General features: G+C 55.2%; 24 protein-coding genes. 13 read left to right on the top strand and 11 right to left on the bottom strand.

The features are described from left to right. The first annotated feature begins 101 nt into the window (after positions 1-101). Complete coding sequence (locus Yoon_RS02285; protein ID WP_238109770.1) at positions 102-650, top strand: TRAP transporter small permease; 549 nt, start codon at positions 102-104, stop codon at positions 648-650. Continuing rightward, positions 643-1956 carry a TRAP transporter large permease gene (locus tag Yoon_RS02280; protein ID WP_238109988.1) on the top strand — a complete coding sequence of 438 codons (1314 nt, stop codon included), beginning with the start codon at positions 643-645 and terminating at the stop codon, positions 1954-1956. Before Yoon_RS02285 ends, Yoon_RS02280 begins: the two co-directional genes overlap by 8 nt. On the opposite strand, the gene Yoon_RS02275 is transcribed toward Yoon_RS02280, so the two are convergent. Beyond that, the gene (locus Yoon_RS02275; protein WP_238109769.1) at positions 1949-2587 is read right to left on the bottom strand and encodes a sugar transporter; all 639 of its coding nucleotides are present in this window, start codon (positions 2585-2587) and stop codon (positions 1949-1951) included. The genes Yoon_RS02280 and Yoon_RS02275 overlap by 8 nt on opposite strands. 159 nt (positions 2588-2746) lie before the next feature. Here Yoon_RS02275 and Yoon_RS02270 point away from each other — a divergent pair, with 159 nt between their 5' ends. Further along, complete coding sequence (locus Yoon_RS02270; protein WP_238109768.1) at positions 2747-3613, top strand: YihY/virulence factor BrkB family protein; 867 nt, start codon at positions 2747-2749, stop codon at positions 3611-3613. On the opposite strand, the gene kynU is transcribed toward Yoon_RS02270, so the two are convergent. The 3 genes from kynU to Yoon_RS02255 are packed head-to-tail and all read right to left on the bottom strand — an operon-like array spanning position 3610 to position 5924. Further along, complete coding sequence (kynU, locus tag Yoon_RS02265) at positions 3610-4803, bottom strand: kynureninase (protein ID WP_238109767.1); 1194 nt, start codon at positions 4801-4803, stop codon at positions 3610-3612. The genes Yoon_RS02270 and kynU overlap by 4 nt on opposite strands. Further along, on the bottom strand, positions 4800-5147 hold the full coding sequence (locus Yoon_RS02260) for a DUF1304 domain-containing protein (RefSeq protein WP_238109766.1): 348 nt from the start codon (positions 5145-5147) through the stop codon (positions 4800-4802). Before Yoon_RS02260 ends, kynU begins: the two co-directional genes overlap by 4 nt. Before the next feature lie 12 nt (positions 5148-5159). After that, positions 5160-5924: an SDR family NAD(P)-dependent oxidoreductase gene (locus tag Yoon_RS02255; protein ID WP_238109765.1), complete on the bottom strand. Its 765-nt coding sequence runs from the start codon at positions 5922-5924 to the stop codon at positions 5160-5162. Between the two features lie 76 nt (positions 5925-6000). Here Yoon_RS02255 and Yoon_RS02250 point away from each other — a divergent pair, with 76 nt between their 5' ends. The 3 genes from Yoon_RS02250 (at position 6001) to Yoon_RS02240 (ending at position 9574) form a co-directional block, all read left to right on the top strand. Next, positions 6001-6450 carry an isoprenylcysteine carboxylmethyltransferase family protein gene (locus Yoon_RS02250; protein ID WP_238109763.1) on the top strand — a complete coding sequence of 150 codons (450 nt, stop codon included), beginning with the start codon at positions 6001-6003 and terminating at the stop codon, positions 6448-6450. A 105-nt stretch (positions 6451-6555) separates the two neighbouring features. Beyond that, positions 6556-8130 (top strand): Re/Si-specific NAD(P)(+) transhydrogenase subunit alpha, encoded by a 1575-nt coding sequence (locus Yoon_RS02245; RefSeq protein WP_238109761.1) that lies wholly within the window; start codon positions 6556-6558, stop codon positions 8128-8130. Between the two features lie 16 nt (positions 8131-8146). After that, entirely contained in the window at positions 8147-9574 is a 1428-nt protein-coding gene (locus Yoon_RS02240; protein WP_238109759.1) for an NAD(P)(+) transhydrogenase (Re/Si-specific) subunit beta, read from the top strand. 42 nt (positions 9575-9616) lie between these two features. Here Yoon_RS02240 and Yoon_RS02235 read toward each other — a convergent pair whose 3' ends face one another. Further along, on the bottom strand, positions 9617-9808 hold the full coding sequence (locus Yoon_RS02235; protein WP_238109757.1) for a hypothetical protein: 192 nt from the start codon (positions 9806-9808) through the stop codon (positions 9617-9619). An 86-nt stretch (positions 9809-9894) separates the two neighbouring features. On the opposite strand from Yoon_RS02235, the gene Yoon_RS02230 reads away from it, so the two are divergent. From Yoon_RS02230 to Yoon_RS02215, 4 genes are all read left to right on the top strand, one after another. Next, positions 9895-10722 (top strand): LysR family transcriptional regulator, encoded by an 828-nt coding sequence (locus tag Yoon_RS02230; protein ID WP_238109755.1) that lies wholly within the window; start codon positions 9895-9897, stop codon positions 10720-10722. Positions 10723-10812: 90 nt separating this feature from the next. Then, positions 10813-11871, top strand: a complete 1059-nt coding sequence (locus tag Yoon_RS02225) for a phosphatidylserine/phosphatidylglycerophosphate/cardiolipin synthase family protein (RefSeq protein WP_238109749.1) — start codon at positions 10813-10815, stop codon at positions 11869-11871. A gap of 73 nt (positions 11872-11944) precedes the next feature. After that, a complete protein-coding gene (locus Yoon_RS02220) occupies positions 11945-12313 on the top strand; it encodes a MerR family transcriptional regulator (protein WP_238109748.1) in 369 nt (122 codons plus the stop codon). Between the two features lies 1 nt (position 12314). Next, the gene (locus Yoon_RS02215) at positions 12315-12689 is read left to right on the top strand and encodes a carboxymuconolactone decarboxylase family protein (RefSeq protein WP_238109746.1); all 375 of its coding nucleotides are present in this window, start codon (positions 12315-12317) and stop codon (positions 12687-12689) included. Positions 12690-12691: 2 nt separating this feature from the next. Here the strand turns inward: Yoon_RS02215 and Yoon_RS02210 are convergent, their stop codons facing one another. The 5 genes from Yoon_RS02210 to Yoon_RS02190 form a co-directional block, all read right to left on the bottom strand. Beyond that, positions 12692-13642, bottom strand: a complete 951-nt coding sequence (locus Yoon_RS02210) for an ABC transporter permease (RefSeq protein WP_238109744.1) — start codon at positions 13640-13642, stop codon at positions 12692-12694. Then, positions 13635-14642 (bottom strand): ABC transporter permease, encoded by a 1008-nt coding sequence (locus tag Yoon_RS02205; protein ID WP_238109742.1) that lies wholly within the window; start codon positions 14640-14642, stop codon positions 13635-13637. Before Yoon_RS02205 ends, Yoon_RS02210 begins: the two co-directional genes overlap by 8 nt. 107 nt (positions 14643-14749) lie before the next feature. Beyond that, complete coding sequence (locus Yoon_RS02200) at positions 14750-16480, bottom strand: peptide ABC transporter substrate-binding protein (protein ID WP_238109740.1); 1731 nt, start codon at positions 16478-16480, stop codon at positions 14750-14752. A gap of 51 nt (positions 16481-16531) precedes the next feature. Next, a complete protein-coding gene (locus Yoon_RS02195; protein WP_255698649.1) occupies positions 16532-17539 on the bottom strand; it encodes an ABC transporter ATP-binding protein in 1008 nt (335 codons plus the stop codon). Then, a complete protein-coding gene (locus tag Yoon_RS02190; RefSeq protein WP_238109738.1) occupies positions 17532-18536 on the bottom strand; it encodes an ABC transporter ATP-binding protein in 1005 nt (334 codons plus the stop codon). The genes Yoon_RS02195 and Yoon_RS02190 overlap by 8 nt, the downstream gene beginning before the upstream one ends. A 210-nt stretch (positions 18537-18746) precedes the next feature. Between Yoon_RS02190 and argE the strand changes: the two genes are divergently transcribed. From argE to Yoon_RS02175, 3 genes are read left to right on the top strand one after another with little or no spacing between them, the layout of a single operon-like run. After that, the gene (gene argE / locus Yoon_RS02185; protein ID WP_238109736.1) at positions 18747-19907 is read left to right on the top strand and encodes an acetylornithine deacetylase; all 1161 of its coding nucleotides are present in this window, start codon (positions 18747-18749) and stop codon (positions 19905-19907) included. Beyond that, a complete protein-coding gene (locus Yoon_RS02180) occupies positions 19904-21250 on the top strand; it encodes an FAD-binding oxidoreductase (RefSeq protein WP_238109734.1) in 1347 nt (448 codons plus the stop codon). Before argE ends, Yoon_RS02180 begins: the two co-directional genes overlap by 4 nt. A 33-nt stretch (positions 21251-21283) precedes the next feature. Next, positions 21284-22447 carry a M20 aminoacylase family protein gene (locus Yoon_RS02175; RefSeq protein ID WP_238109733.1) on the top strand — a complete coding sequence of 388 codons (1164 nt, stop codon included), beginning with the start codon at positions 21284-21286 and terminating at the stop codon, positions 22445-22447. A gap of 32 nt (positions 22448-22479) precedes the next feature. On the opposite strand, the gene moaA is transcribed toward Yoon_RS02175, so the two are convergent. After that, a complete protein-coding gene (gene moaA / locus Yoon_RS02170) occupies positions 22480-23484 on the bottom strand; it encodes a GTP 3',8-cyclase MoaA (RefSeq protein WP_238109731.1) in 1005 nt (334 codons plus the stop codon). Positions 23485-23544: the final 60 nt, after the last annotated feature.

The raw sequence follows: 23544 nt of genomic DNA, 5'->3' as shown, positions 1-23544 counted from the left end.
TAGGTTAGAGCCCTTGTCCAAACAACACAACAAGCCGAGAAGTGCCGTGATGGTGACGATATTTTGCCGATCTACCCGCAATTGCGCCTATCTGTAGCCGCATGAAAGCCCATAAAATCATTCATTTTTGCGCAAAGACGATGGCCTTGCTGGGGGGGATTGTTCTTTGTGCGGTGATCGTCGTCGTATGCATCAGCGTCGCCGGCCGCGAGGCTGCCGATTTCGCGCATACGGATTATATGGGCGCGTTAGGGCGCTGGTTGCTTGAACGTGGCCTGGGGCCAATCCTGGGCGATTTTGAGCTTGTCGAGGCAGGCACGGCCTTTGCGATTTTCGCCTTTCTACCTATCACACAACTGTCGGGGTCGCATGCGCGGGTCGATGTGTTTACCGCCCGGTTGTCCGACAAAACCCAACGGCGGATTGATGCGCTTTGGGCAATTGTTATGTTGCTGGTTATGCTGTTGATCACATGGCGGCTATTTGCAGGTCTACAAGATAAGCACCGTTATGGCGACACCACATATCTGATCCAGTTTCCGATCTGGTGGGCCTATGCGGCCTGCTTTGGCGCGGCGGTTGTTGCCTGCTCTGTGAGCGCCTATTGCGCGGCGCTGCAATTGCTTGGAAAGCCCACAAATGCTGAGTGATCTTGCCCTTGGTTATCTGTCGTTCCCGGTGCTTTTGGTGCTGATATTCTTGCGCGCCCCGATCGGCTTGGCGATGTTGCTATGTGGTATCGGTGGGCTGTATTTCGCGACAGATGGCACGACCGTGTTCATGGCGCGCCTGAAATCAGAGGTCTATTCGACCTTTTCAAACTATAATTTGTCGATCATTCCGATGTTCTTGCTGATGGGGCAATTTGCGACGCTATCGGGCATGTCGCAGGCATTGTTTCGCGCCGCACAAGCCGGGCTTGGGCACCGCAAGGGCGGGATGGCGATGGCTGCCGTCGGGGCTTGCGCGGGGTTTGGTGCGATATGCGGATCGTCGCTTGCGACTGCCGCGACGATGAGCAGGGTTGCCCTGCCTGAGTTGCGTAAATTCGGCTACGCAGGCGGATTTTCGACGGCGACATTGGCGGCGGGTGGCACATTGGGGATTTTGATCCCGCCTTCGGTGATTTTGGTCATCTACGCGATGCTGACTGACCAAAACATTGCCAAACTATTTGCCGCAGCAATCATTCCCGGCATTTTGGCGGCCCTTGGATATATGATCACCATCGCGATCTACGTGCGGCGAAACCCGGAGGCTGCTGGCACGCAAGCGCCTATGCCATACGGCGCGCGCGCCAAAGCGTTTATCGCCGTTTGGCCCGTGATTGCGGTGTTCGGGCTGGTTGTGGGCGGTATCTATCAAGGCTGGTTTACCCCCACCGAAGGGGCCGCCGTTGGGGCGGCGGGCACAGGGGTAATTGCCCTTGCGTCAGGTACGCTTAGCTGGGCCGCGCTGCGCGACGCAATTTTGCAAACGGCAACGGGCAGCGGGATGATCTTTTTCATCGTGTTGGGGGCGGCATTCTATAATGGGTTTCTAGCACTTACACATGTGCCGCAAGAACTATCGCTTTGGGTGACATCGCAAGGGTTTAGCCCGTGGGTGGTGATGATCCTGATATTGCTCAGCTACCTGATCCTGGGATGCTTGATGGATAGCTTGTCGATGATCCTTTTGACGGTGCCTATACTCTGGCCTGTGATCAGTGGGTTGGATTTTGGCATGACGACAGAAGAGGTCGCGATCTGGTTCGGGATTATTGTGTTGATCGTGGTTGAGGTCGGGTTGATCACCCCGCCGGTGGGGATGAACCTGTTTATCATCAACAATATGGACCGCGATACGCCGATTACGGCGACTTACCGGGCGGTGCTTTACTTTGTTTGTTCCGACATTATCCGCGTTGCACTGCTTTTGTTGTTTCCGGCAATTACGTTGTTCTGGATCAGCTAGATGTCGGCTGCCCGTTCAATGTGAAATCGCAGGGCAATGCGTGATCAATGACGCGCTGTGCATTGGGGATGTCGTTGCCTTCTGCACGGCGGGTGGCGACCATCCGGGTGTGGTTCAGGCTGAGCCAACGGTGGATCAACCGCGCACGCAGCTCGGGCATCGCGACTTCAAGCCGGGCAGTGACATTCCATAGGGGGGGCAATTCGCGCCAAGGGTCTTCATCAAACATCAGGTAATTGCCTTCGACGATGATAAATTGCGTGTCCGCTGGGATTTTGATGGCCCCGGCAATCGACAGATCACGGGTGCGGTCGAACCGTGGGGCGTAAACATCACGGCCGGACTTCAAGGCGCGGATCAGGCGAATAAACCCATCCGAGTCAAATGTTTCAGGCGCGCCTTTGCGCAGACCCAACCCCATATCCGCAAGCACGGCATTATCAAGATGGAACCCATCCATTTCCACAACATCCGCCGAACGGCGTTGTGCGGTCAGACGGCGGGCAAGCTCAGCGGCGAGCGTTGACTTCCCGCAAGCCGGCGCGCCGGTAATTGCAACGATCTGGCGCGCGTCACCTCTTTGCAAAAGGTGATCCGCCAGCGTGTTGATATGCTGAGTCAGAGTGTCCAAAATATGTTGCCTGCTCTTGGGCTTTGCGCCGCTTTTGTCTAGCCTACTCCGAAGCTTGCACGCTGGCGAATGATATTTATGTGCGTTGCTGTGCTCCGTGGTAATCGTGCACCTGATGTTTTAGGTGTGGTTGAAGGCAAACAAGGATGGATACCGGGAATGTCGAAGCTCCTACATGTGTGGCGCGTGCTTTACGCAGTTTGGGATATGGCCGGAAAAAAGCACCTTGGGTTGATCGCTGCCGGGGTCGCGTTTTTTGGTATTTTTGGAATTTTTCCGGGCATCGCCGCAGTGATCGCGATCTTTGGGCTCTTAGCTGATCCGCTTGTGATTTCGGAACAGTTGGTTTTGATGGAAGACATTATTCCGCCGGACGCCTACCGTCTTTTGTCAACGCAAATCAATCGGTTGGTCTTGGCCCCGCCTGAAAAGCTGGGATGGGCGACTTTGGTTTCGATCGTTTTGGCGCTGTGGTCATGCCGCGCGGGCGTTGGGGCGCTGATCGGCGGGTTGAATGCGATTGCAGGGCAGCGCCAACGCAATGGGGTTTTGCAAATGCTGATCGCCTTTGCACTGACAATTGCACTGGTGTCATTGGCGCTGGTTGCGCTGACAGCCGTTGTGATCTTGCCTATCGTTTTGGCGTTTGTGCCTGTCGCAGCTTCCACAGCGTGGTTCGTCGAAGGTGCGCGCTGGCTCATCGCGCTGGGCGTGCTGATGATGGGGCTTAGCCTGTTGTATCGCTTTGGCCCGGCACGCATCGGTCCACGTGGCCGTTGGATGACCGTGGGCGCATTTGTGGTTGTGATCTTATGGGTCGCCGCATCCTTTGGCCTGTCGCTCTATTTGACCAATTTCGCCAGCTATAACGAGGTTTACGGATCCATTGGCGCCGTCATTGTTTTGCTGCTTTGGCTTTATGTCACGGCCTATTTGATCTTGCTTGGGGCTGCGTTGAATGTACAGGTCCATGGCTACGATGTGCCGCCATCGGGTGGGGACACATCGTTCTTAGATGAAACCTAGGTGACAGCCGCACGGGTTTGATAGGTGGGATCATCCCAAAGCCGGTTTTGCATGACATCCGCGACAATGTTGATCGCGCGGTTCACATCGTCTGCGTCAATAAACAGCGGGGTAAAGCCAAACCGCATGATGTCGGGCGCGCGAAAGTCGCCGACCAACCCGCGTGTGATACAGGCTTGCATTGCTGCATATCCCTGATCAAATCGAAAGGATACTTGGCTACCGCGCTGGCCTGCATCGCGCGGGCTGGCAAGTGCAAGCATGGGGCAGGCGGCTTCAACGCCCGCGATAAATTGCTCTGACAGCGCAATAGACGCCGTGCGCAAGGCCTGCATGTCCACCTGATCCCAGATATCAAGCGCAGCTTCCAAAGCGGCCATTTGCAGCACCGGTGGCGTGCCGACGCGCATACGTTCAATACCAGTTCCGGGTCTGTAATCGAGATCAAAGGCAAAGGGTGCTTCATGCCCTAACCAGCCTGATAGCGCGGGTTGGCAAGTGTCGATATGGTGCGGCGCGACATAGATGAACGCTGGCGCACCGGGGCCGCCGTTAAGGTATTTATAGGTGCAACCCACGGCGAAATCGGCGTTGCATCCCGCCACATCTACGGGCAGCGCGCCTGCCGAATGGGCGAGGTCCCAAACAGTCACAGCGCCGACCTCATGCGCTTTGGCGGTCAGCGCATCCATGTCATACATGCGCCCCGTGCGGTAATCGACCTGTGTCAGCATGACGACGGCGATTTCAGACGTAATTGCAGCGGCGATCTCTTCGGGGGCGACAACACGCAATTCATGCCCGCGCCCAAGTGAAGTGATCAACCCTTCGGCCATATAGATGTCGGAAGGAAAATTGCCGCTATCGGTCAGGATCACGCGGCGTTCTGGAACAAGATCAATGGCGGCGGCCAACGCCTGATAGACTTTGACCGACAGCGTGTCGCCCAGCACCACATGGCCGGGGCTTGCGCCGATCAACCGCCCGATACGGTCCCCCAGCGCTGTAGGCTGCGCCATCCATCCGGCCTTGTTCCAGCCGGTGATCAGCATCTGCCCCCATTCATCCGCGACAGCTGAAGCCACACGGTCTTGGGCCGCACGGGGCAGCGGGCCAAGCGAATTCCCATCGAGATAGAACATCCCTTCGGGCAGGGCGAACAGGGCTTTGGTGATCGCGAAATCCGTCACAGGCTGGCGGCCGTCGCCAATAAGGCCAATGCGGCAGGGATTGATTGCGCATAAAGCGCGGATTTAATGCCTGTCGCATAGCCGACAACCCCAGCAACAAGAACGCATGCGACAATGAAAATGGTCAATTGCGGTACGCCCAGGGCGATGCCGACAAGGATACCCGCCGCCAAAAACAGATTATATAAGCCCTGATTGAATGCGAGTACCTTGGTTTGGCTTGCCAAGTCTTGCGAGAGTCCAAATACGCGCAACCCGCGTGGCTGGTCCCAAAACTTCATCTCAAGCACGGCAATGTAGATATGGATCACTGCGACAAGCAGCACAAGAATTGTAGAAAGCATAGTGGTATCCTCTTAGGGGCAAGTTTGACCGCCCGATATTTCGAGCGTTTGGCCGTTTACGCTGCGCGCGCCATCACTACAAAGCCAAAGCGCGGCGGCTGCGATTTCACCGACGGTTAGCAATCTATTGTGGCGGTTCCCAGAGGCGAAAAGCGCGGTTGCAGCATCTTTTGTCATTTCGCGCTTTTCTTGGAGGCCCGCGATTTGATCGCGTACGATGTCAGTGTCGACATACCCGGGGCAAAGCGCATTAAACGTCACGGGGCCGCCCATGTATTCTTCGGATAAGCCGCGCATCAAACCAATGACGCCATGTTTACTGGCGGTATAGGTGACCCCGTTTTTTAATCCGCGCACCCCGGCGATAGAGCTCATCCCGATCATGCGGCCAGCCATACCTTCTGGCAGTGTAGCGAGCGCGGCTTGTATCGTTAAAAACACCCCATCAAGGTTGGTTGCCATCATCGCACGCCAGTCGGCCATGCTGGTTTTCGCAAACGAACCCGCCGTTGCGATACCCGCGTTGGCAGCACAAATCTGGACGGGCCCGCGCGCCTTCGCTGCCTGCGCGATCCCGTCGCGCACGGATGTTTCATCGGTGACATCCATGACCAGCGGATGCAGGTTTCCATGTGTCGCGGCCATCTCTCGCAATGGCGCAGACCTGCGTCCGGTGACGGTGACAGTGGCACCTTCGTGTGCAAGCGCTGTCGCAATTGCCGCCCCAATGCCGGTGCCGCCACCTGTCACAAGTGCGTGTTTCCCGTGCTGTGTCAAAATGACCTCCGTTTTGACCCAGCGTATCTTTTGATGAGAGATGGACAAGCGAAAACACGCGGGGCAAACTCCGCGCATGAAATGGATGAATATACCTCCGGTCTGGTTAGGGCTCGCGGCTGTCTTTGCATGGGGCATTGCGCGGGTGCAACCGTTTGCACTTCGTTTCGGCGGACCTGTGTTGGATTTGCTGGGTGGTTTGCTTGTTGGCGCAGGGATCGTCTTGATGTTGCTCGCCTTTATTGAAATGCGCAAGCAACACACAACGATTGTGCCGCATCGCGATGCGAGCCGGCTTGTGACCACAGGGATATTTCGGCGGTCACGCAACCCAATATACCTCGGCGATTTACTCGTGCTTGCCGGGCTTTGCCTGCGGTGGGACGCACCAATCGCGCTGGTCATGGTCGGATTATTGCAAGCCACATTGACGCAACTTTTTATTGTCCCGGAGGAGGATCGATTGCGACGCAAGTTCCGTGCGGAATATGCGCGCTATTGTCAAAATACGCGGCGTTGGCTGTAACTGTTAGCGCATAACATAAGAAAAACAGGGGTTCGGGAGTTGTAATATGCTAGTCTACCATATAGGAAACCGCCCACCGCTGACTGATAAAATAGGGGATTATCTGTGAAAATCGGCACACCAAAGGAAAGCTTTCCGGGAGAGAATAGGGTCGCGATGACCCCTGCCTCTGCCAAGGATTTGCAAAAACTCGGCTATACATGTTTGATCGAAACCGGGGCAGGCGCTGCGGCGGGCTTTGCGGATCAAACCTATGTGGACGCAGGGGTAGAGGTCGTCAAAACGGGCGCGGCATTGTTTAAGTCGGCGGATATCATTGCCAAAGTGCAGCCGCCTTCTGACGCCGAAGTCAAACGCTTGCGTGAAGATCAGACGCTGATCTCATTTTTCTACCCAGCGCAAAACGCTGCCTTGATGGAAGCCGCCAACAAAAAAGGCGCGACCGTCATTGCGATGGACATGGTGCCGCGGATTAGTCGCGCGCAAAAGATGGATGCGCTGTCCTCGATGGCGAATATCGCTGGCTACCGTGCGGTGATTGAGGCCGGGAATAATTTTGGCCGCTTCTTTACCGGGCAGATCACAGCGGCGGGTAAAGTACCCCCTGCAAAGGTTTTGGTTGTTGGTGCAGGCGTTGCAGGTTTGGCCGCAATCGGGACATCCACCAGCCTTGGCGCGATCACCTATGCGTTCGACGTGCGCCCAGAAGTGGCCGAGCAAGTTGAATCGATGGGCGCAGAATTTGTGTTCCTTGATTTTGAAGAAGAACAGCAAGACGGTGCCGCAACAGGGGGCTACGCCGCCGTATCGAGCCCTGAATTCGCGGCCGCTCAATTGGCGAAGTTCCGTGAAATCGCACCCGATATTGATATCGTGATCACCACAGCGCTGATCCCGGGCCGCGACGCACCAGAGCTTTGGACCAAAGATATGGTCGACAGCATGAAACCGGGTTCAGTGATCATTGATCTCGCGGCGGAACGCGGCGGGAACTGTAAGCTGACCGTCAAAGACGAAAAAATCGTGACTGAAAACGGTGTGACCATCATCGGCTATACCGATTTCCCAAGCCGGATGGCGGCGCAGTCTTCGACGCTTTATGCGACTAACATTCGCCACATGATGACAGATTTGACCCCTGAAAAAGACGGGCAGCCAAATCACAACATGGAAGACGATGTGATCCGGGGCGCGACTGCAACCCATAAAGGCGAGGTCACATTCCCGCCCCCCAAACCAAAGATCGCAGCCATTGCAGCCGCCCCGAAAAAAGAGGCACCCAAAGAGCTGACCGCCGAAGAAATCCGTGCCAAAGAGATTGCGGAATTCAAAGCACAGACCAAAAACCAAGTGACCTTGCTTGCGGTTGGCGCCGCAGTCCTATTGGGGGTTGGGCTTGTCGCGCCCGCCAGCTTTATGCAGCACTTTATCGTGTTTGTTTTGTCGGTGTTCGTCGGTTTCCAAGTGATTTGGAACGTGTCGCATTCGCTGCATACGCCGTTGATGGCTGTCACCAACGCGATCTCGTCGATCATCATCTTGGGGGCGTTGATGCAGATCGGGTCAGGGTCGTTCCTTGTGATCTTATTGGCTGCGCTGTCAGTCTTTATGACGGGGATCAACATCTTTGGTGGGTTCCTCGTGACACGGCGCATGCTTGCCATGTTCCAAAAGTCTTAAAGCGGAGTAAGAACAAATGGATTTCGGATTTACAACAGCGGCTTATGTGGTCGCAGCGGTCCTGTTTATTCTCTCTCTTGGGGGGCTATCAGGGCAAGAAAGCGCAAAACGCGCGGTATGGTACGGCATTGCAGGCATGGCGCTGGCGGTGTTTGCAACATTGATCGGACCGGGGGCGGGGCTTTGGCTGCTGTCACTGATCTTGATCGCCGCAGGTGGGGCGATTGGTTATATGCTGGCCACCAAAGTGCAGATGACCCAAATGCCAGAACTCGTCGCGGCGATGCACAGTCTTGTCGGGCTGGCAGCGGTGTTCGTCGGCTTTATTGCGCATTTTGAAATTGGCAATGTGCTGCACGGTGGCCATGGCGAAGATCTAGGCACATTTGCAGCTTTGATCGCGCATAAATCACCAGTCGAGATCAACATCCTGCGGGTTGAGCTATTCTTAGGCGTGTTTATCGGTGCGGTGACATTCACCGGGTCAATCATTGCTTACGGCAAACTGGCGGGCAAAGTTGATTCAGCAGCGACGAAGCTGCCGGGCGGTCACATGCTGAACGCAGGGGCCGCGGCGCTTTCTGTGATTGCGCTGGTTTGGTACTTCAACACAGGCGGTTTCTTCCCGCTCTTCGTGATGACATTGGCCGCGCTTTTCATCGGCTATCACCTGATCATGGGGATTGGCGGGGCGGATATGCCTGTCGTTGTATCCATGCTGAACAGCTATTCTGGTTGGGCCGCGGCCGCGATTGGTTTCAGCCTTGGTAATGATCTGCTGATCGTTGTCGGCGCGCTTGTCGGGTCTTCTGGCGCGATTTTGTCTTACATCATGTGTAAGGCGATGAACCGCAGCTTTGTGTCGGTGATCCTTGGCGGCTTTGGCGGCACGACCGGTCCGCAGATGGAAGTCGAAGGCGAACAGGTTGCCATTGACGCCGATGGTGTTGCCACTGCGCTGAACGAGGCGGATAGCATTGTCATCATTCCCGGCTACGGGATGGCCGTGGCACAGGCACAGGCGTCCGTTGCTGAGCTGGTGCGCAAGCTACGCGCGCAGGGCAAGAACGTGCGTTTCGCCATTCACCCTGTTGCAGGGCGTTTGCCGGGGCATATGAACGTGTTGTTGGCCGAGGCCAAAGTGCCCTATGACATCGTGATGGAGATGGATGAGATCAACGATGACTTTCCAGAGACGGACGTCGCGATCGTGATCGGGTCCAATGATATCGTAAACCCCGCCGCGCAAGACGATCCAAACAGCCCTATCGCGGGTATGCCGGTTCTGGAATGCTGGAAAGCCAAACAAGTGTTCGTGTCCAAACGCGGGCAGGGGACGGGCTATTCGGGCATCGAAAACCCGCTGTTCTTTAAGGACAACACACGGATGTTCTATGGCGATGCAAAGAAATCTCTGGACGAGCTTTTACCAAAAATCGACTAGGTTAGGTGGATCAAGATCCACCCTACGTTTGCGCCCCGCCACTTATTTGGCGGGGCGTTTCGGTTTTAGGGCGTCGCGCGCGCCGGTTGCGGCTTCGACGATCAAATAGATGCTCCGCGCGGGGTATCCCCCATGTTCCAGCATAAATGCATCTTCGTCATCCAATGCCTTCGCCTGTTTGGAGCAAGAGAACGGCACGCAGATTGTCCCGAGATTGGGTGGTTGAGTGTGCAAGTCATTCCCCTATCTTTGTTCGACCTGACACTTGTCTAGGTGTTCCGCTGATGCATATAAATGAAATGGTTTGAGGGGATCATTTCATGTATGAAAAGAGAGGGGATTGGGAAAACCTACGTCTATTCATTGCTGTTGCGCGCGCCGGTGGGCTATCTGCGGCTGCAAAACGAACTGGGCGAAGTGCCGCGACCTTGGGGCGCCGCATGCTTGAAGTCGAGCGGACGCTTAATCGTGATCTTTTTGTAAGGTATGACAGAGGCTACGAATTGACATCCGAGGGGCGTAAGCTGTTGGAAAATCTTGAGGAGGTTGAACAGCGCATCGTCAGGTTGACCGACCCTGTAGATCACGCGACGCGCCCATTGGTCAAAGTGTCCGCCGGAACTTGGACAACCTTAGCATTGATAGCTCGACTGGATAAAATTATCGGCGAACCGGTGGACATACAACTACGCTTTTTGTCCGGCGAGGAAATCCGCGACATCCCGCACCGTGAGGTTATGATCGGTTTTCGCAATCGCCGCCCAACCGAAACGAATCTTGCCGGGCGTAAATTGCTGCGCGTTTCGTTCGCCCCTTACGCGGCAACAGAAAAAACAATTCCGTGGATTAAGGTCTTGGCGGATACCCCGTCGGCCCGGTGGTTGGAAAAGACGGTCGGCAACGACGCCATTTGCGAAGTGAACGCACCGCGCAACGGTCTTGATATTGCTTTGTTGGGTAAAGGCATTGCGCTGTTGCCGACATTCATCGGGGACGCGCAGCCGACATTGCAACGGCGGGGCGCAGATATTCCGGAACTTTCACATGATCAATGGATTGTTTCGCATCAAGATGATCGGCACCTGCCCGAGGTCCGGCGGGCGATTGATCGCATGTGCGCGGTTCTTTGTGATCGGCACGGCGGGTAGCCATACGCAGATGGTCTGGAATTCCTCACTTGTCGTAGTGCCCCCTGAACGCCCACCATATCGTAACAGCCGCAGATATGGAGACATGTAATGCCCATCACCGTTGGCCCGATCACCCTGCATATGGGCCCTGATACCGTCGGGGGGCCTGATAGCCTTGAAGCGCCGATTATTGAATTTATCGGTGCCGCGCAAAAGGAGCTTCTGGTCTGTGTACAAGAGCTGGATCACCGCCCCATTGCGGATGCGTTGATTGCGGCTTCGCGCCGGGGCGTGCGTGTGCGGGCCATCATGGAGCAAGACTACTTGCGCGAAAAGAACGCCCCCGATCCTGACAGTCTGGGCGCGCAAGAGATTAACCGCGAGCTTCTCATGCGGATTTTGCGGGCAGGGGTTGATGCAAAGGCCGACTACAACCCGGCTATTTTCCACCAAAAATTTATGATCCGTGACAAGGCCTCGGTGCTGACCGGATCGACCAATTTCACAACGACAGGTGTTACCAAGAACCTCAACCATGTCTGTGTGATCCATGACGATGAAGTGGCCCGCGAATACGGGCGAGAATTTCGGCAATTGCGCCAAGGAATTTTTGGCGCGCGCAGCCTGACGACCCCCCGTAAACCGCTTGAGGGGCATAGTGTGGGCGGCATTCGGATCAAACCGCTCTTTGCTCCAGACCACATGCCCGAGATGGAATTCATCAAGCAAATGATCAAAGCGAAGGACCGGATCGATTTTGCGGTGTTCACGTTTTCACAATCATCGGGGATCGATGACGCATTGGTGAATGCCCAGCAAAAAGGGCTGGATGTGTCGGGTGTATTGGATCGCCGTCAGGCCAACCAAAAATGGGCGTCTAAGAATACGCTGACATCAGGCGGGGTGCGCCTGCATCAGAACCGGACGGGGACGGGTGTGCGTAAAATCCACCACAAACTGATGGTGATGGATGATGGGCTGACGATCTTAGGCAGCTTTAATTATACAGGGCCTGCGAACCTTGTGAACGACGAAAACATCATCGTATTGGGCGATCTTGATCTGCCCGATGGCGCTGCCCGAGACGCACAGATCGCGTTGGGCCATTATGCACGCACTGAAATCGACCGCATTATTACGCATCAGTCAGAAATCATTCCCGTTTGATCTGTTTATGCTTGAGCTGGAGTGCACTCCAGCTTGTAGGCTGAGACGAATCAAACACTCAGGCGGGAAAAATATGCTCATTGGGGACGTCGCGAAACAAAGTGGCCTCACGGTTGATACCTTGCGGTATTATGAGAAAATCGGACTGATTGCGCCGCCAATGCGCAATGACGGCGGGCGGCGCGTTTACGGCGATGATGTGCTTGGTTGGATCCGGTTTTTGGAACAATTGAACGCAACGGGGATGAAACAGGCCGACCGTATCCGCTATGCCGCGCTACGCCGACGCGGGGATGAAACCCTGACTGAACGGCGCGAGATGTTAGAGCTGCACCGCAAAACAGTCGCGGCTAAACTGGCGCTGATGCAGGATACGCTGGCGCTTATGGACCGCAAGGTCGCCGCATATCACGACATGGAACGTAAAGCGAAAGGGCATTAAAATGACGATGACTGCACTTGAAAAGGGGCGGGCGCATGTGGCCCAGATGAACCCCACGTTGGAAGAAACGCTAGCCGCGCGCTATGATCATCTGGTGCCGGGCATGGCGGAAAGCCTGATCGAATGGGCCTACGGTCGCCACTATGTTCGCGAAGGTTTGGACGTGAAAACGCGACAGCTATGTACCGTGGCCGCACTGACCGCGATGGGTGGGCAGACCACCCCGCAGTTAAAGGTCAACATCGCACACGCGCTGTCCGTTGGTGTCACGGAACAGGAAATGGCCGAGGTGATTTGGCAGATGTCAGTTTATGGCGGAATGCCTGCGGCGATCAACGGGCTGAATGCTCTGCTTGAGGTTCAAGCAGAGCAATAAGATCATTGCCCGCGAATGCGCGGGTCAAGCGCGTCGCGCAGCCCGTCACCGATGTAGTTCACCGCCAAAACGGTCAATGAAATCGCAAGCCCCGGCCAGATGACCCGTTCCGGGAATGCGGTCATCCGGTCGACGCTATCAAACAAGATTTTGCCCCATGTCGGGAAATCTGACGGGAAGCCAAGCCCAAGGAATGACAACGCACTTTCGGTGATGATCGCTGTGGCAAGCCCAAGTGTGGCGGACACCATAATCGGCGACATCACGTTTGGCAGCAAATGCCGGGTAATCATGCGGTGGGCAGGGGTCCCAATGGACCGGGCCGCCAGCACAAATTCACGTTCCTTGAGCGCCATCACATCACCGCGCACAATCCGTGCGGTCTGCATCCATGATGTAATGCCGATGCCTGTCACGATCAGAATAAAGATGCCGTTTTCAGGCCCGAATGTTGCGCGCAGCGGATCACGGAACAAAAGCATCATCACCAGCAAAAGCGGTAGGAGCGGCAGCGCCAGCACAAGATCAGTAAACCGCATCAGTAGCCCGTCAAGCCGTTTGAAATAGCCCGCCAATACACCAATCAGTGTGCCGATAAAGACTGCCAAAATCATCGCGGTCCAGCCCACGGCCAATGAGACGCGCCCCCCAGCCATAATGTTCGCCATAATATCGCGCCCAAGGTTGTCGGTACCCATTGGGCTGCCCCAACTGACCTTCGCATCGCTATCGAAGATCGCCATGTAAATGGGGCGCACGTCTTTGTTGCGGATATTTAGTTTTCCCGGATCCACGTCCCAAAGCACGGGGCCGACCGTGACGAAAAGCGTGATGAAAACAAGAAAGGCAAGCCCTGCGACCGCGCCCTTGTGGGTGCGAAACTGCGCCCAAACATCAAACCATTGATTGCGGGATTTTTCGACGGCGGTGGCGGTCATGGTCGTATCAGTCATAGCGGATCCTCGGGTCCAGAATGCCGTAAAGCACATCGGCAATCAGGTTCATCATGACGATCAGAACCGCCAGTAGGAAAGTAATGGTCATCACCATCGGAATATCGCTGCCTTGCAGGGCAATGATCAGCAATTGGCCAAGGCCGTTTACCTTAAAGATTTGCTCGGTAATGATCGCGCCACCAAAGATCGATGGGATCCCAAGCGCAATCACCGTCACAACCGGGATCATCGAATTGCGTAGCACATGTTTCAGAACGACAGTGCTTTCAGACATGCCCTTGGCACGGGCGGTGCGGACGTAGTCTTGGCCGAGGTTATCCAGCATCGAGGCGCGCATGTAGCGGCTGACTTGGGCTGTGGTTTGCAGGGCAAGTACCATGACGGGCATAATCATTTGGCGCAGTTGAAATAGGAAGCTATCCCAATCGCCCACGACGTGGGTGGTATCATAGATCGATGGCAGCCATTTGAGTTGCACCGAGAAGATTACGATCAACAGAACGCCGGAAAAGAACGGAGGCACCGAGAAGCCAATCATCGACACAAATGTGCCCGCCTGATCAAAGACTGAATATTGTCGGTAGGCGCTGATAATCCCAATGGGGAGGGCGATCAGCACACCGACCACATAAGACATGCCCACCACCCATAGGGTTTGTGGCATACGCTGCGCGATGGTTTCAAACACCGGGCTGCGGGATTGGAAACTGATGATCCGCTGTGCGCCATCTGCGAAATTGGTGCCGAAGGTGCCGTCAATCCAATACTGTGGTTCCACGATAAAGAACTGCTTTAGCCAAAGCGGGAAGCGCACGTACCACGGCTCTCCGAGGCCAAGTGCGAGCCGCATTTTTTCTTTGACTTCGGGCGGGATTGTCAGCGGCATCTGCGCCATCGGGTCACCCGGGGCAAGTTCAAGCAGCATGAAAATCACAAAAGCGATGAACAAAAGCGTCGGGATCGAAATGAGCAATCTGCGAATGGTATAGATCAGCACGGTTGGCAACGCCTTTGGTCAGAGCTTTGATATGTGACAGGGCGCGTTAAAACGCCCCGCCGGATGTTTCAGGTAGGGTGGATTTAAATCCACCCTACGCAAAGGTCTTAGCGGTTGTCGCCGATACGGTACCAATCAGCTGCGTTCCACAGCTCGGAGTCCCAAGTGTTCAGAACAACACCACCAAGGGTGTTTGCATGCGCAGAAACACGGCCACGGTCAACCAGCGGCACGATTGTCATCGTGTCTTTGGTCAGCATGTCGTTCAATGCGATTGCAATGCGGCTGCGCTCGGCTTGATCAGCAGTGGCACCCAGTTCGGCAACCATTGCGTCATAGGCTGGATCACAGAAACGGTTGATGTTTTCACCCTGCCATTGGCTTTCAGGCTTTGGCGCTTTGTCGCAAGTATAGGCGGACAAGTAAGCCTGTGGGTCTGTGCCGTCAAAGTTGTTGGCGTACATTTCAACGTCTGCGTAGAAACGCTGGAATGTGTCAGGAGACCCTGGGTCACCACCAAAGAAGACAGATGCATCAATGTTGCGCAGTTCGGTTTCAACACCGATTTCGCCCCACCATTCTTTGATCAACGCTTGGAAATCCTGACGGACGGCGTTTGTCGAAGTTTGGTAAAGGATACGCAGTTCAACACCATCTTTTTCACGGATGCCGTCGCCATTGCTGTCAACCCAGCCCGCACCTTCAAGAAGCGCTTTGGCACCTTCGATGTCTTGGACCAAGCAACCGGTGTTTTCGGTTGAAGCGTAAACTTCTGGACCGGGAACAAGGTTACATGTCGGACGACCAGCTTGACCGTAGCCGACTTCGACCAGAAGATCGCGATCGATGGCCATTGATAGCGCGCGGCGCACAGCTTCGTCACTCAGGAACGGGTGCGGTGCAGCAGCAGTTGCACGTACACCTTCTTCAAGCGCTGGAGATGGGTCTGTGAGGTTCATTTCCAGACGCTCAACCAAAGTACCAAAGGCTGATACAGGTGTACCGACGCCAGCTTCGGCCATTGATGCAATCACATCGGGTGCCAATTGCAGGTTCCAAGCGTAGTCAAATTCGCCTGTCTCCAGAACCGAACGACCTGCTGCAGTTGCGTCGCCGCCACCTTTGAAGGTCACGCTTGCAAAGGCTGGTTTGTTTGGATCACGGTAGTTTTCGTTTGCGACCAGTTGGATCACGTCATTCGTGCGGAAGTCAGTGACAACAAACGGGCCTGTGCCGATTGGGCCAAAGTTCGCATCGGTACATTCTGGGGCTTTCGCACCCATGCACTCAGCAAATTGTGCGGCTTGAATGATTGGGGATTGGCCGCCCATGAAGGGACCATATGGGTTTGGCTGTGGACCGCCGAATGTGACCTTAACAGTCAGATCGTCTAGCGCCTCGACAGTTTCAACACCTTCGAATTTAGACAGCTGTGCACAACCACCTTCTGGATCCATGCAGTATTCAGCTGTGAATACAACGTCGGCTGAGGTCAGCGGCGTGCCATCAGACCAAAGCAGGCCTTCTGTCAGCTTCCATGTGATGGAGGTCAAATCTTCTGAGACACCGCCATTTGCCACTGTTGGAATTTCGTCGACCAAATATGGAACCATCGCACCGGTCGAATCGTAGCGACCAAGGGGCTCTACGACCAAGCTGGCAGATTCCAGGTCCTTTGTCCCACCTGATAGGTATGGGTTCAGGATGGATGGGGCTTGCCAATAAATGATGTTCAGTTGACCGTCGCGGCCGCGTTCACCTTCATGCGCGTCGGCAAATGCCGCCGGCGCCAGGGAAACGGTCGCAACAGCGCCAAGCAGTGCTGTCTTGAGTTTCATAATGTCTTCTCCTTGTTGGTTGTGCTCTTATTGACCTCGGTGACCTGCCGTTTATTCGGCAGTGTCATTGTTATTCTCATAAAGATGGCAAGCCGTGAAACGGCCTGGCTGCACCTCAAAATAAGTAGGCTCTGTCGTCTTGCAAATATCCATCACCGATGGGCAGCGGGTGCAAAAGTTGCAGCCTTTTGGAGGGTTTGCGGGGGACGGAACATCCCCTTGCAAAACGATACGGTTGGACGCTTTGGCAAGACTTGGATCAGGGTCAGGAACCGCCGATAGCAATGCTTTTGTGTAGGGATGCAGCGGTTCAGCATATAGCGCCTCGCGCGGGGCAAGCTCAACAATCTTGCCCAGATACATGACCGCAACACGGGTCGCGATATGACGCACCATCGATAGGTCATGGCTGATAAACAGATAGGTCAGCCCAAATTGTTCTTGCAGGTCTTCGAGCAGGTTCACAACCTGCGCTTGGATCGACACATCGAGCGCCGCAATTGGTTCATCACAGACAATGAACTTTGGGTTCAACGCCAGCGCGCGGGCGATCCCGATGCGTTGACGTTGACCGCCTGAGAATGCTTGCGGATAACGTTTGGCAAATTGGCGGTTAAGCCCAACGGCATCCATCAATTCGCCCACTTTTTCGCGCTTTTCGAGCTCGGACAGCTTTGTGTGCTCATCCAGCGGTTCTTTGATAATCGCTTCAACGGTCATGCGCGGGTTCAAGGATGCCTGCGGGTCTTGGAACACCATCTGCATCGCCGGGCGTTTGGTGCGTAGAGCTGCTTGTGAAGTGTCTCCGATTTCATCGCCGTCGATCGTGATCTCACCGGAAGTAATATCATACAGGCGTAACACGGCGCGCCCACATGTGGACTTGCCGCAGCCCGATTCTCCGACGAGGCCTAATGTTTCGCCCTCAATCACGTCAAAGCTGACGCCATCGACGGCTTTGACTTCGCCCACGCGGCGGCGTAAAAGGCCTGCATGAATCGGAAAGTGCATTTTGAGGTCGCGCACGCTGACCAGAGGTGTGTTTTCAGTATCAAGCATCGCGCGGTTCCCCTGTGCGGGCATCATAAAAACATGCGGCGTCATGACCCGCGCCCAGATCATAGCGGGGCGGGTTTTCAACGGCACAACGGTTGAACGCCACATCACAGCGGTCGCGAAATGCACAAGACGCAGGCGCATCTTTCATGATGGGGGGCTGCCCTTCGATCACAGTCAAGCGCGCAGCACGTTCGCCCGTAATCGTCGGTATCGTTTTAAGGAGCGCGCGCGTATAGGGGTGCTGTGGGTCCGAAAACAGGACATCAACGGGCGCATGCTCAACAACCTGACCGCCATACATTACCATGACACGGTCTGCGATCCCCGCGATGACACCGAGATCATGGGTGATCCAAATCACGGCCATGCCAAGTTTGGCGCGCAAGTCCTTCATCAGCTCAAGGATCTGCGCCTGAATGGTCACATCCAGCGCGGTGGTCGGTTCATCCGCAATCAACACTTGGGGGTCACAGGCCAGCGCAATCGCGATCATCACGCGCTGGCGCATGCCGCCGGAAAACTGGTGTGGATAATCGGCTAAGCGCCGCTTTGCGTCCGGGATACCGACAAGCTCTAGCAGCTCTTGTGCGCGGGCTGCGGCTTGTTTTTTGTTCATCCCCATATGCTTGCGTAGCGGTTCCATGATCTGCATCCCGACGTTGTATACCGGGTTCAGGGAGGTCATCGGATCTTGGAACACGAAACCAATCTTGCCACCGCGCACGTCGCGCAGGGTCTTGGCATTCACATTCAGCAAATCTTTGTCGTCAAACATCACCGTCCCCCCGCGCACATCGGCGGGCGGGGTGGGCAAAAGCCCGAGCAAGGACATCATGGTCACAGATTTGCCAGAGCCGCTTTCGCCAACGACTCCCAGTAGTTCACCCGGGCGCAGCGAAAAGCTCACGTCGTTCACGGCATGCACTTCACCGGATCGCGTTTGAAACACAGTTTTAAGATTCTGGACATCCAGAACAGGCAAGGCCCCATCGGGCATATAGAACCTCCCTCGTGGTTCGGATTAATTTTTGCGCTTTTGCCGGATTTTAGGCATTGCGAATTTTTACCAAACGGTAACAGTTATTTTGGACGCCGCAAGACGTTTCGTAATTGCGTTGTGATCGAACCCGGCTCAGACATAAATTGCCACCTGATTGAACAGGTGTGCACCCAATTGGCTGCATTTGCGGCGTTGAAAGGAAAATCGATGTCATTGACAGCTCAGCAACTGATGGAACGTTTGGTCTCATACCCCACGGTCAGTACGCAAAGCAATCTAGAATTAATTGATTTTGTTGAAAAATATCTAAATGACCTTGATATTTCTACGCAGCGTGTTCCCAATGAAGACGGCACTAAAGCGGCGCTTTATGCCCATGTTGGTCCGCAAATTGACGGCGGTGTCGTGCTGTCAGGTCATACTGATGTGGTTCCTGTCACAGGCCAAAACTGGGACAGTGATCCGTTTGCAGTGATAGAGCGTGATGGCAAGATTTACGGGCGTGGCACTTGCGATATGAAAGGGTTTGATGCGCTTGCAATTTGGGCAATGACGCTGGCTGCGCAGGCAGATATCAAACGCCCGCTCCAAATTGCGCTCAGCTATGACGAAGAAATTGGCTGCACCGGCGCGCCGCCGATGATCGATCATATGGTCAGTATGGGCATGCCACGCGCAGACACAGTGATTGTTGGCGAGCCGTCGATGATGTCTGTGGTTACCGGTCACAAGGGCGGCATTGGCTACAAGATGCATTTTCACGGTTTCGAAGTGCATTCATCATTACTGCACACCGGGGTCAGCGCGATCATGATGGGTGCAAAGCTGATTGAATGGGCGAATCAAGTGAACGCAGAAAATGCGGCCAAGGCGCCGGCCGCGATAGATGCCGCGTTCGTGCCCCCCTATACGACACTGCATGTCGGCATGATCAATGGTGGCACTGCACATAACATCACCGCCAAAGACTGTACCTTCGATGTGACTTTCCGTGTCGTGCCCGGAGAAAGCAATGCCGCGTGGCGGGATCGATTCTTAGCAAAGGTTGCTGAACTCGAAGCCGAGATGAAAGAAATCCACCCAGACGCAGGGATCACTGCTGAGCAGTTTTTTGAACTCCCCGGATTGGCCCCCGAAACCGACGGGAGTGCAGAACATTTGGCACGGCAATTAACCGGGGCCAACGCGACCGAAGTCGTCAGCTATGGCACCGAGGCGGGGCATTTTCAGGCGCAGGGCTATTCCGTTGTTGTTTGTGGCCCCGGAAACATTGCACAGGCGCACCAACCAAACGAATATATTTCTGTCGCCCAATTTGAAAAAGGCGAGGCCTTTATCAAAGATCTGATCGAAAGCCTCAAACGATGAAATCATTTCCAATATCAATTAACGATCCAATCAAATATCCCGGTCCGCCACCTGCACAGGCGGATGCAGTGGTGATCGGCGGCGGTATTATTGGGGTCATGACCGGATGGGAAATCGCCAAGCAGGGGCTTAAGGTCGTTGTTCTCGAAAAGGGTCGAATCGCGGCAGAGCAATCATCGCGCAATTGGGGCTGGGTGCGGGTACAGGGGCGCGATCCTGCGGAAATCCCGATCATGCAAGAATCGGCGACGATGTGGCGGGACATGAACGATGCCATCGGCGCAGAGATCGGGTTGCGCCAAGGCGGGGTGTCGTTTCTAGCGAAAACCAAAGAAGATCTTGATCGCTACGCATCTTGGTTACCTGATGCCAAAGCCAATGGCGTTGATACGCGCGTCGTCTCTAAATCGAGCCTGACTGATGTCTTGCCCGGGGCGCATGGCGATTGGGCTGGAGCCTTGTGGACGCCCGGCGATTTACGCGCTGAGCCTTGGACTGCGGTGCCCGCGATTGCGCGTGCGGCCACGGATGCGGGGGTGACATTTGTTGAAAATTGCGCTGCGCGTTTGTTAGACCTTGAAGGGGGGCGAGTGACCGGCGTTGTGACCGAAAGCGGGTTGATCAAAACCAATTCCGTCGTTGTCGCTGGTGGCGCATGGTCATCGCTGTTTTTACGCCGTCACGGCGTCAACATCCCGCAGCTTTCCGTGCGCGCGACGGTCTCCGCGACTGCGCCTGTCGATAATGTGCACAATGGCGCAGCCGTTGATCACCAACTTGCGTTCCGTCGTCGCCAAGATGGCGGGTATACGCTAGCGCCTGCGGGTTTTCACGAATTATTTGTCGGACCTGACGCGTTTCGGGCGCTCGCGAAGTTTGCACCACAGCTGGTCAAGGATCCATTGGGCACGCGGCTGAAGGCCTTCGCGCCGAAAGGCTTTCCGGATGCATGGGGCACGGCGCGACGTTGGGCCGCAGATAAGCTGAGCCCGTTTGAGAAAATGCGCGTCCTTGATCCAAAGCCCAACGCCGCCAAGGTAAGGTTCATGGCGCGCGCGTTCCAAGAAACCTACCCTGGGCTAGACGACGTAAAAATCGAAACAGCTTGGGCTGGGATGATCGATACGATGCCCGATATTGTCCCCGTTGTTGACAGGGTCGAAACTATTCCCGGTCTGACGATTTCGACGGGAATGTGTGGGCATGGTTTTGGGATTGGGCCCGCCTTTGGACGCATCACCGCACAGCTTGCAACTGGGAAAACCCCGTCGCATGATATCACTCGGTTCAGATTGTCCCGTTTTTCTGACGGGTCCAAGCTGGTGCTTGGTCCGAACCTTTAACAAAACAACCAACTATCCGACTGGAGAGACGACATGCCCGTCAAGAATCGCTTTGCAGAGCTTCTGCCTGAAATCACTGCGTGGCGCCGAGATTTACACGAAAACCCTGAAATCCTATTTGAGACGCATCGGACATCCGCTGTTGTCGCTGAAAAACTTAAGGAATTTGGTTGCGACGAAATCGTAACCGGCATCGGGCGCACAGGCGTTGTTGGCGTGATCAAGGGCAAGACTGATACATCCGGCAAGGTGATTGGCCTGCGCGCAGATATGGATGCGCTGCCAATTCACGAGCAAACGGGGCTTGATTATAAATCCAAAACCGATGGCGCGATGCACGCCTGCGGCCATGACGGGCACACGGCCATGCTGCTTGGCGCTGCGAAGTACCTGTCGGAAACGCGTAACTTCGACGGCACTGTGGTGGTGATCTTCCAGCCCGCCGAAGAAGGCGGCGGAGGTGGCCGCGAAATGTGTGAAGATGGCATGATGGACAAGTGGAATATCCAAGAAGTCTACGGCATGCACAATTGGCCAGGCCATGAAGTCGGTGCATTTTCCATCCGCCCAGGCGCGTTCTTTGCAGCGACCGATCAATTTGATGTCACCATCGAAGGGCAGGGTGGTCACGCAGCCAAACCGCATCAAACCGTCGATTCCGTGGTGGTTGCGGCACAAGTTGTCACTGCATTACAAACCATCGCGAGCCGCAACGCTGATCCGGTCGATCAGATCGTCGTGTCTGTGACGTCCATCGAATCGTCTTCTAAGGCATTCAATGTGATCGCGCAGCGTGTGCAGATCAAAGGCACAGTGCGCACGATGTCCAAGGAAATGCGCGCCTTGGCCGAAGAGCGACTGACGGCTATTTGCGAGGGGACGGCGGCCACTTTGGGCGCAAAGGCCGACGTGACCTATTACCACGGCTACCCGTGCATGGTGAACCATGACGATCAAACTGCATTTGCTGCGGATGTGGCAAAATCAATCTCTGGCGATTGCACTGAGGCACCGTTGGTCATGGGCGGCGAAGATTTTGCATATATGCTCGAAGAGCGCCCCGGCGCTTATATCTTGGTCGGCAATGGCGATAGCGCCGACGTGCACAACCCACACTATAATTTCAACGACGACGCGATTCCGGCTGGCTGTAGCTGGTGGGCCGAAATCGTTGAAAAGCGGATGCCCGCCGCCTAATAAATCGGGGTGGATCAAGATCCACCCTACGGCTAGCCGCCTGTGTGCGACATATGGCGGCTGACCTGCCCATCAGCTTTTTGGCGCGAATAGTCAAAATCATGCCCTTTGGGCTTTTGTGCGATGGCGGCGCGAATAGCGGCATCAAGATCGGCATCCGCCTCTGAGGCACGTAGTGGCCCGCGCAGATCAGAATGCCCTTCTTGTCCCAAACAGGTATAGATTTCGCCGGTACAGGTAATCCGCACGCGGTTACAGCTTTCGCAGAAATTATGTGACAATGGCGTGATAAACCCGATCTTTTGGCCCGTGTTTTCAAGTTGGACATAGCGTGCAGGCCCGCCGGTTTTCTCAGGCAGATCAGTGATATCAGTCCGCGTTGCGAGCTGCGCGCGTAAATCTTTGAGCGACCAATATTGCCCGAACCGATCTTCGTTACCGATGTCGCCCATTGGCATGACTTCGATGAATGTCAGGTCCAGATCGCGCGACGCGCACCAATCTGTCAGGGAAAAGAGTTCATCTTCGTTAAACCCTTTGAGCGCGACGGTATTGATCTTGACCCGCAGCCCGGCCTTTTGCGCCGCATCGATACCACGCAGCACTTGGGGCAGGCGGCCCCAGCGGGTGATATCCGCAAATTTTTGGTCGTCCAGCGTATCGAGCGAGACATTCACCCGCCGCACCCCCGCCGCAAACAGATCATCCGCAAAGCGCTCCAACTGGCTACCGTTCGTGGTGATTGTCAGCTCGTGCAGTGATCCGGCATCAAGATGCCGCGACATGGCGCGAAAAAACGTCATAATGTCCCGGCGCACAAGCGGCTCCCCCCCGGTGATCCGCAGTTTGCGCACCCCAAGCCGGATGAATGCTGAGCAGAGCCGGTCCAATTCTTCGAGCGTCAGAAGTTCCTTTTTGGGCAGGAACGTCATATTTTCGGACATGCAATAGACGCAGCGAAAGTCGCACCGGTCGGTGACAGAAACGCGCAGGTATTCAATCGCGCGTGCAAAGGGGTCAATTAACGGCTGGTTCATAGGGCTAGTCTAGGGCTGCGCAACACGCTACGCAAGCACAGCGCACGATGTTGTAACATC

Source organism: Yoonia sp. I 8.24 (assembly GCF_022096995.1).
Lineage (GTDB): Bacteria > Pseudomonadota > Alphaproteobacteria > Rhodobacterales > Rhodobacteraceae > Yoonia.
This window is presented reverse-complemented; position numbering and strand designations above follow the sequence as displayed.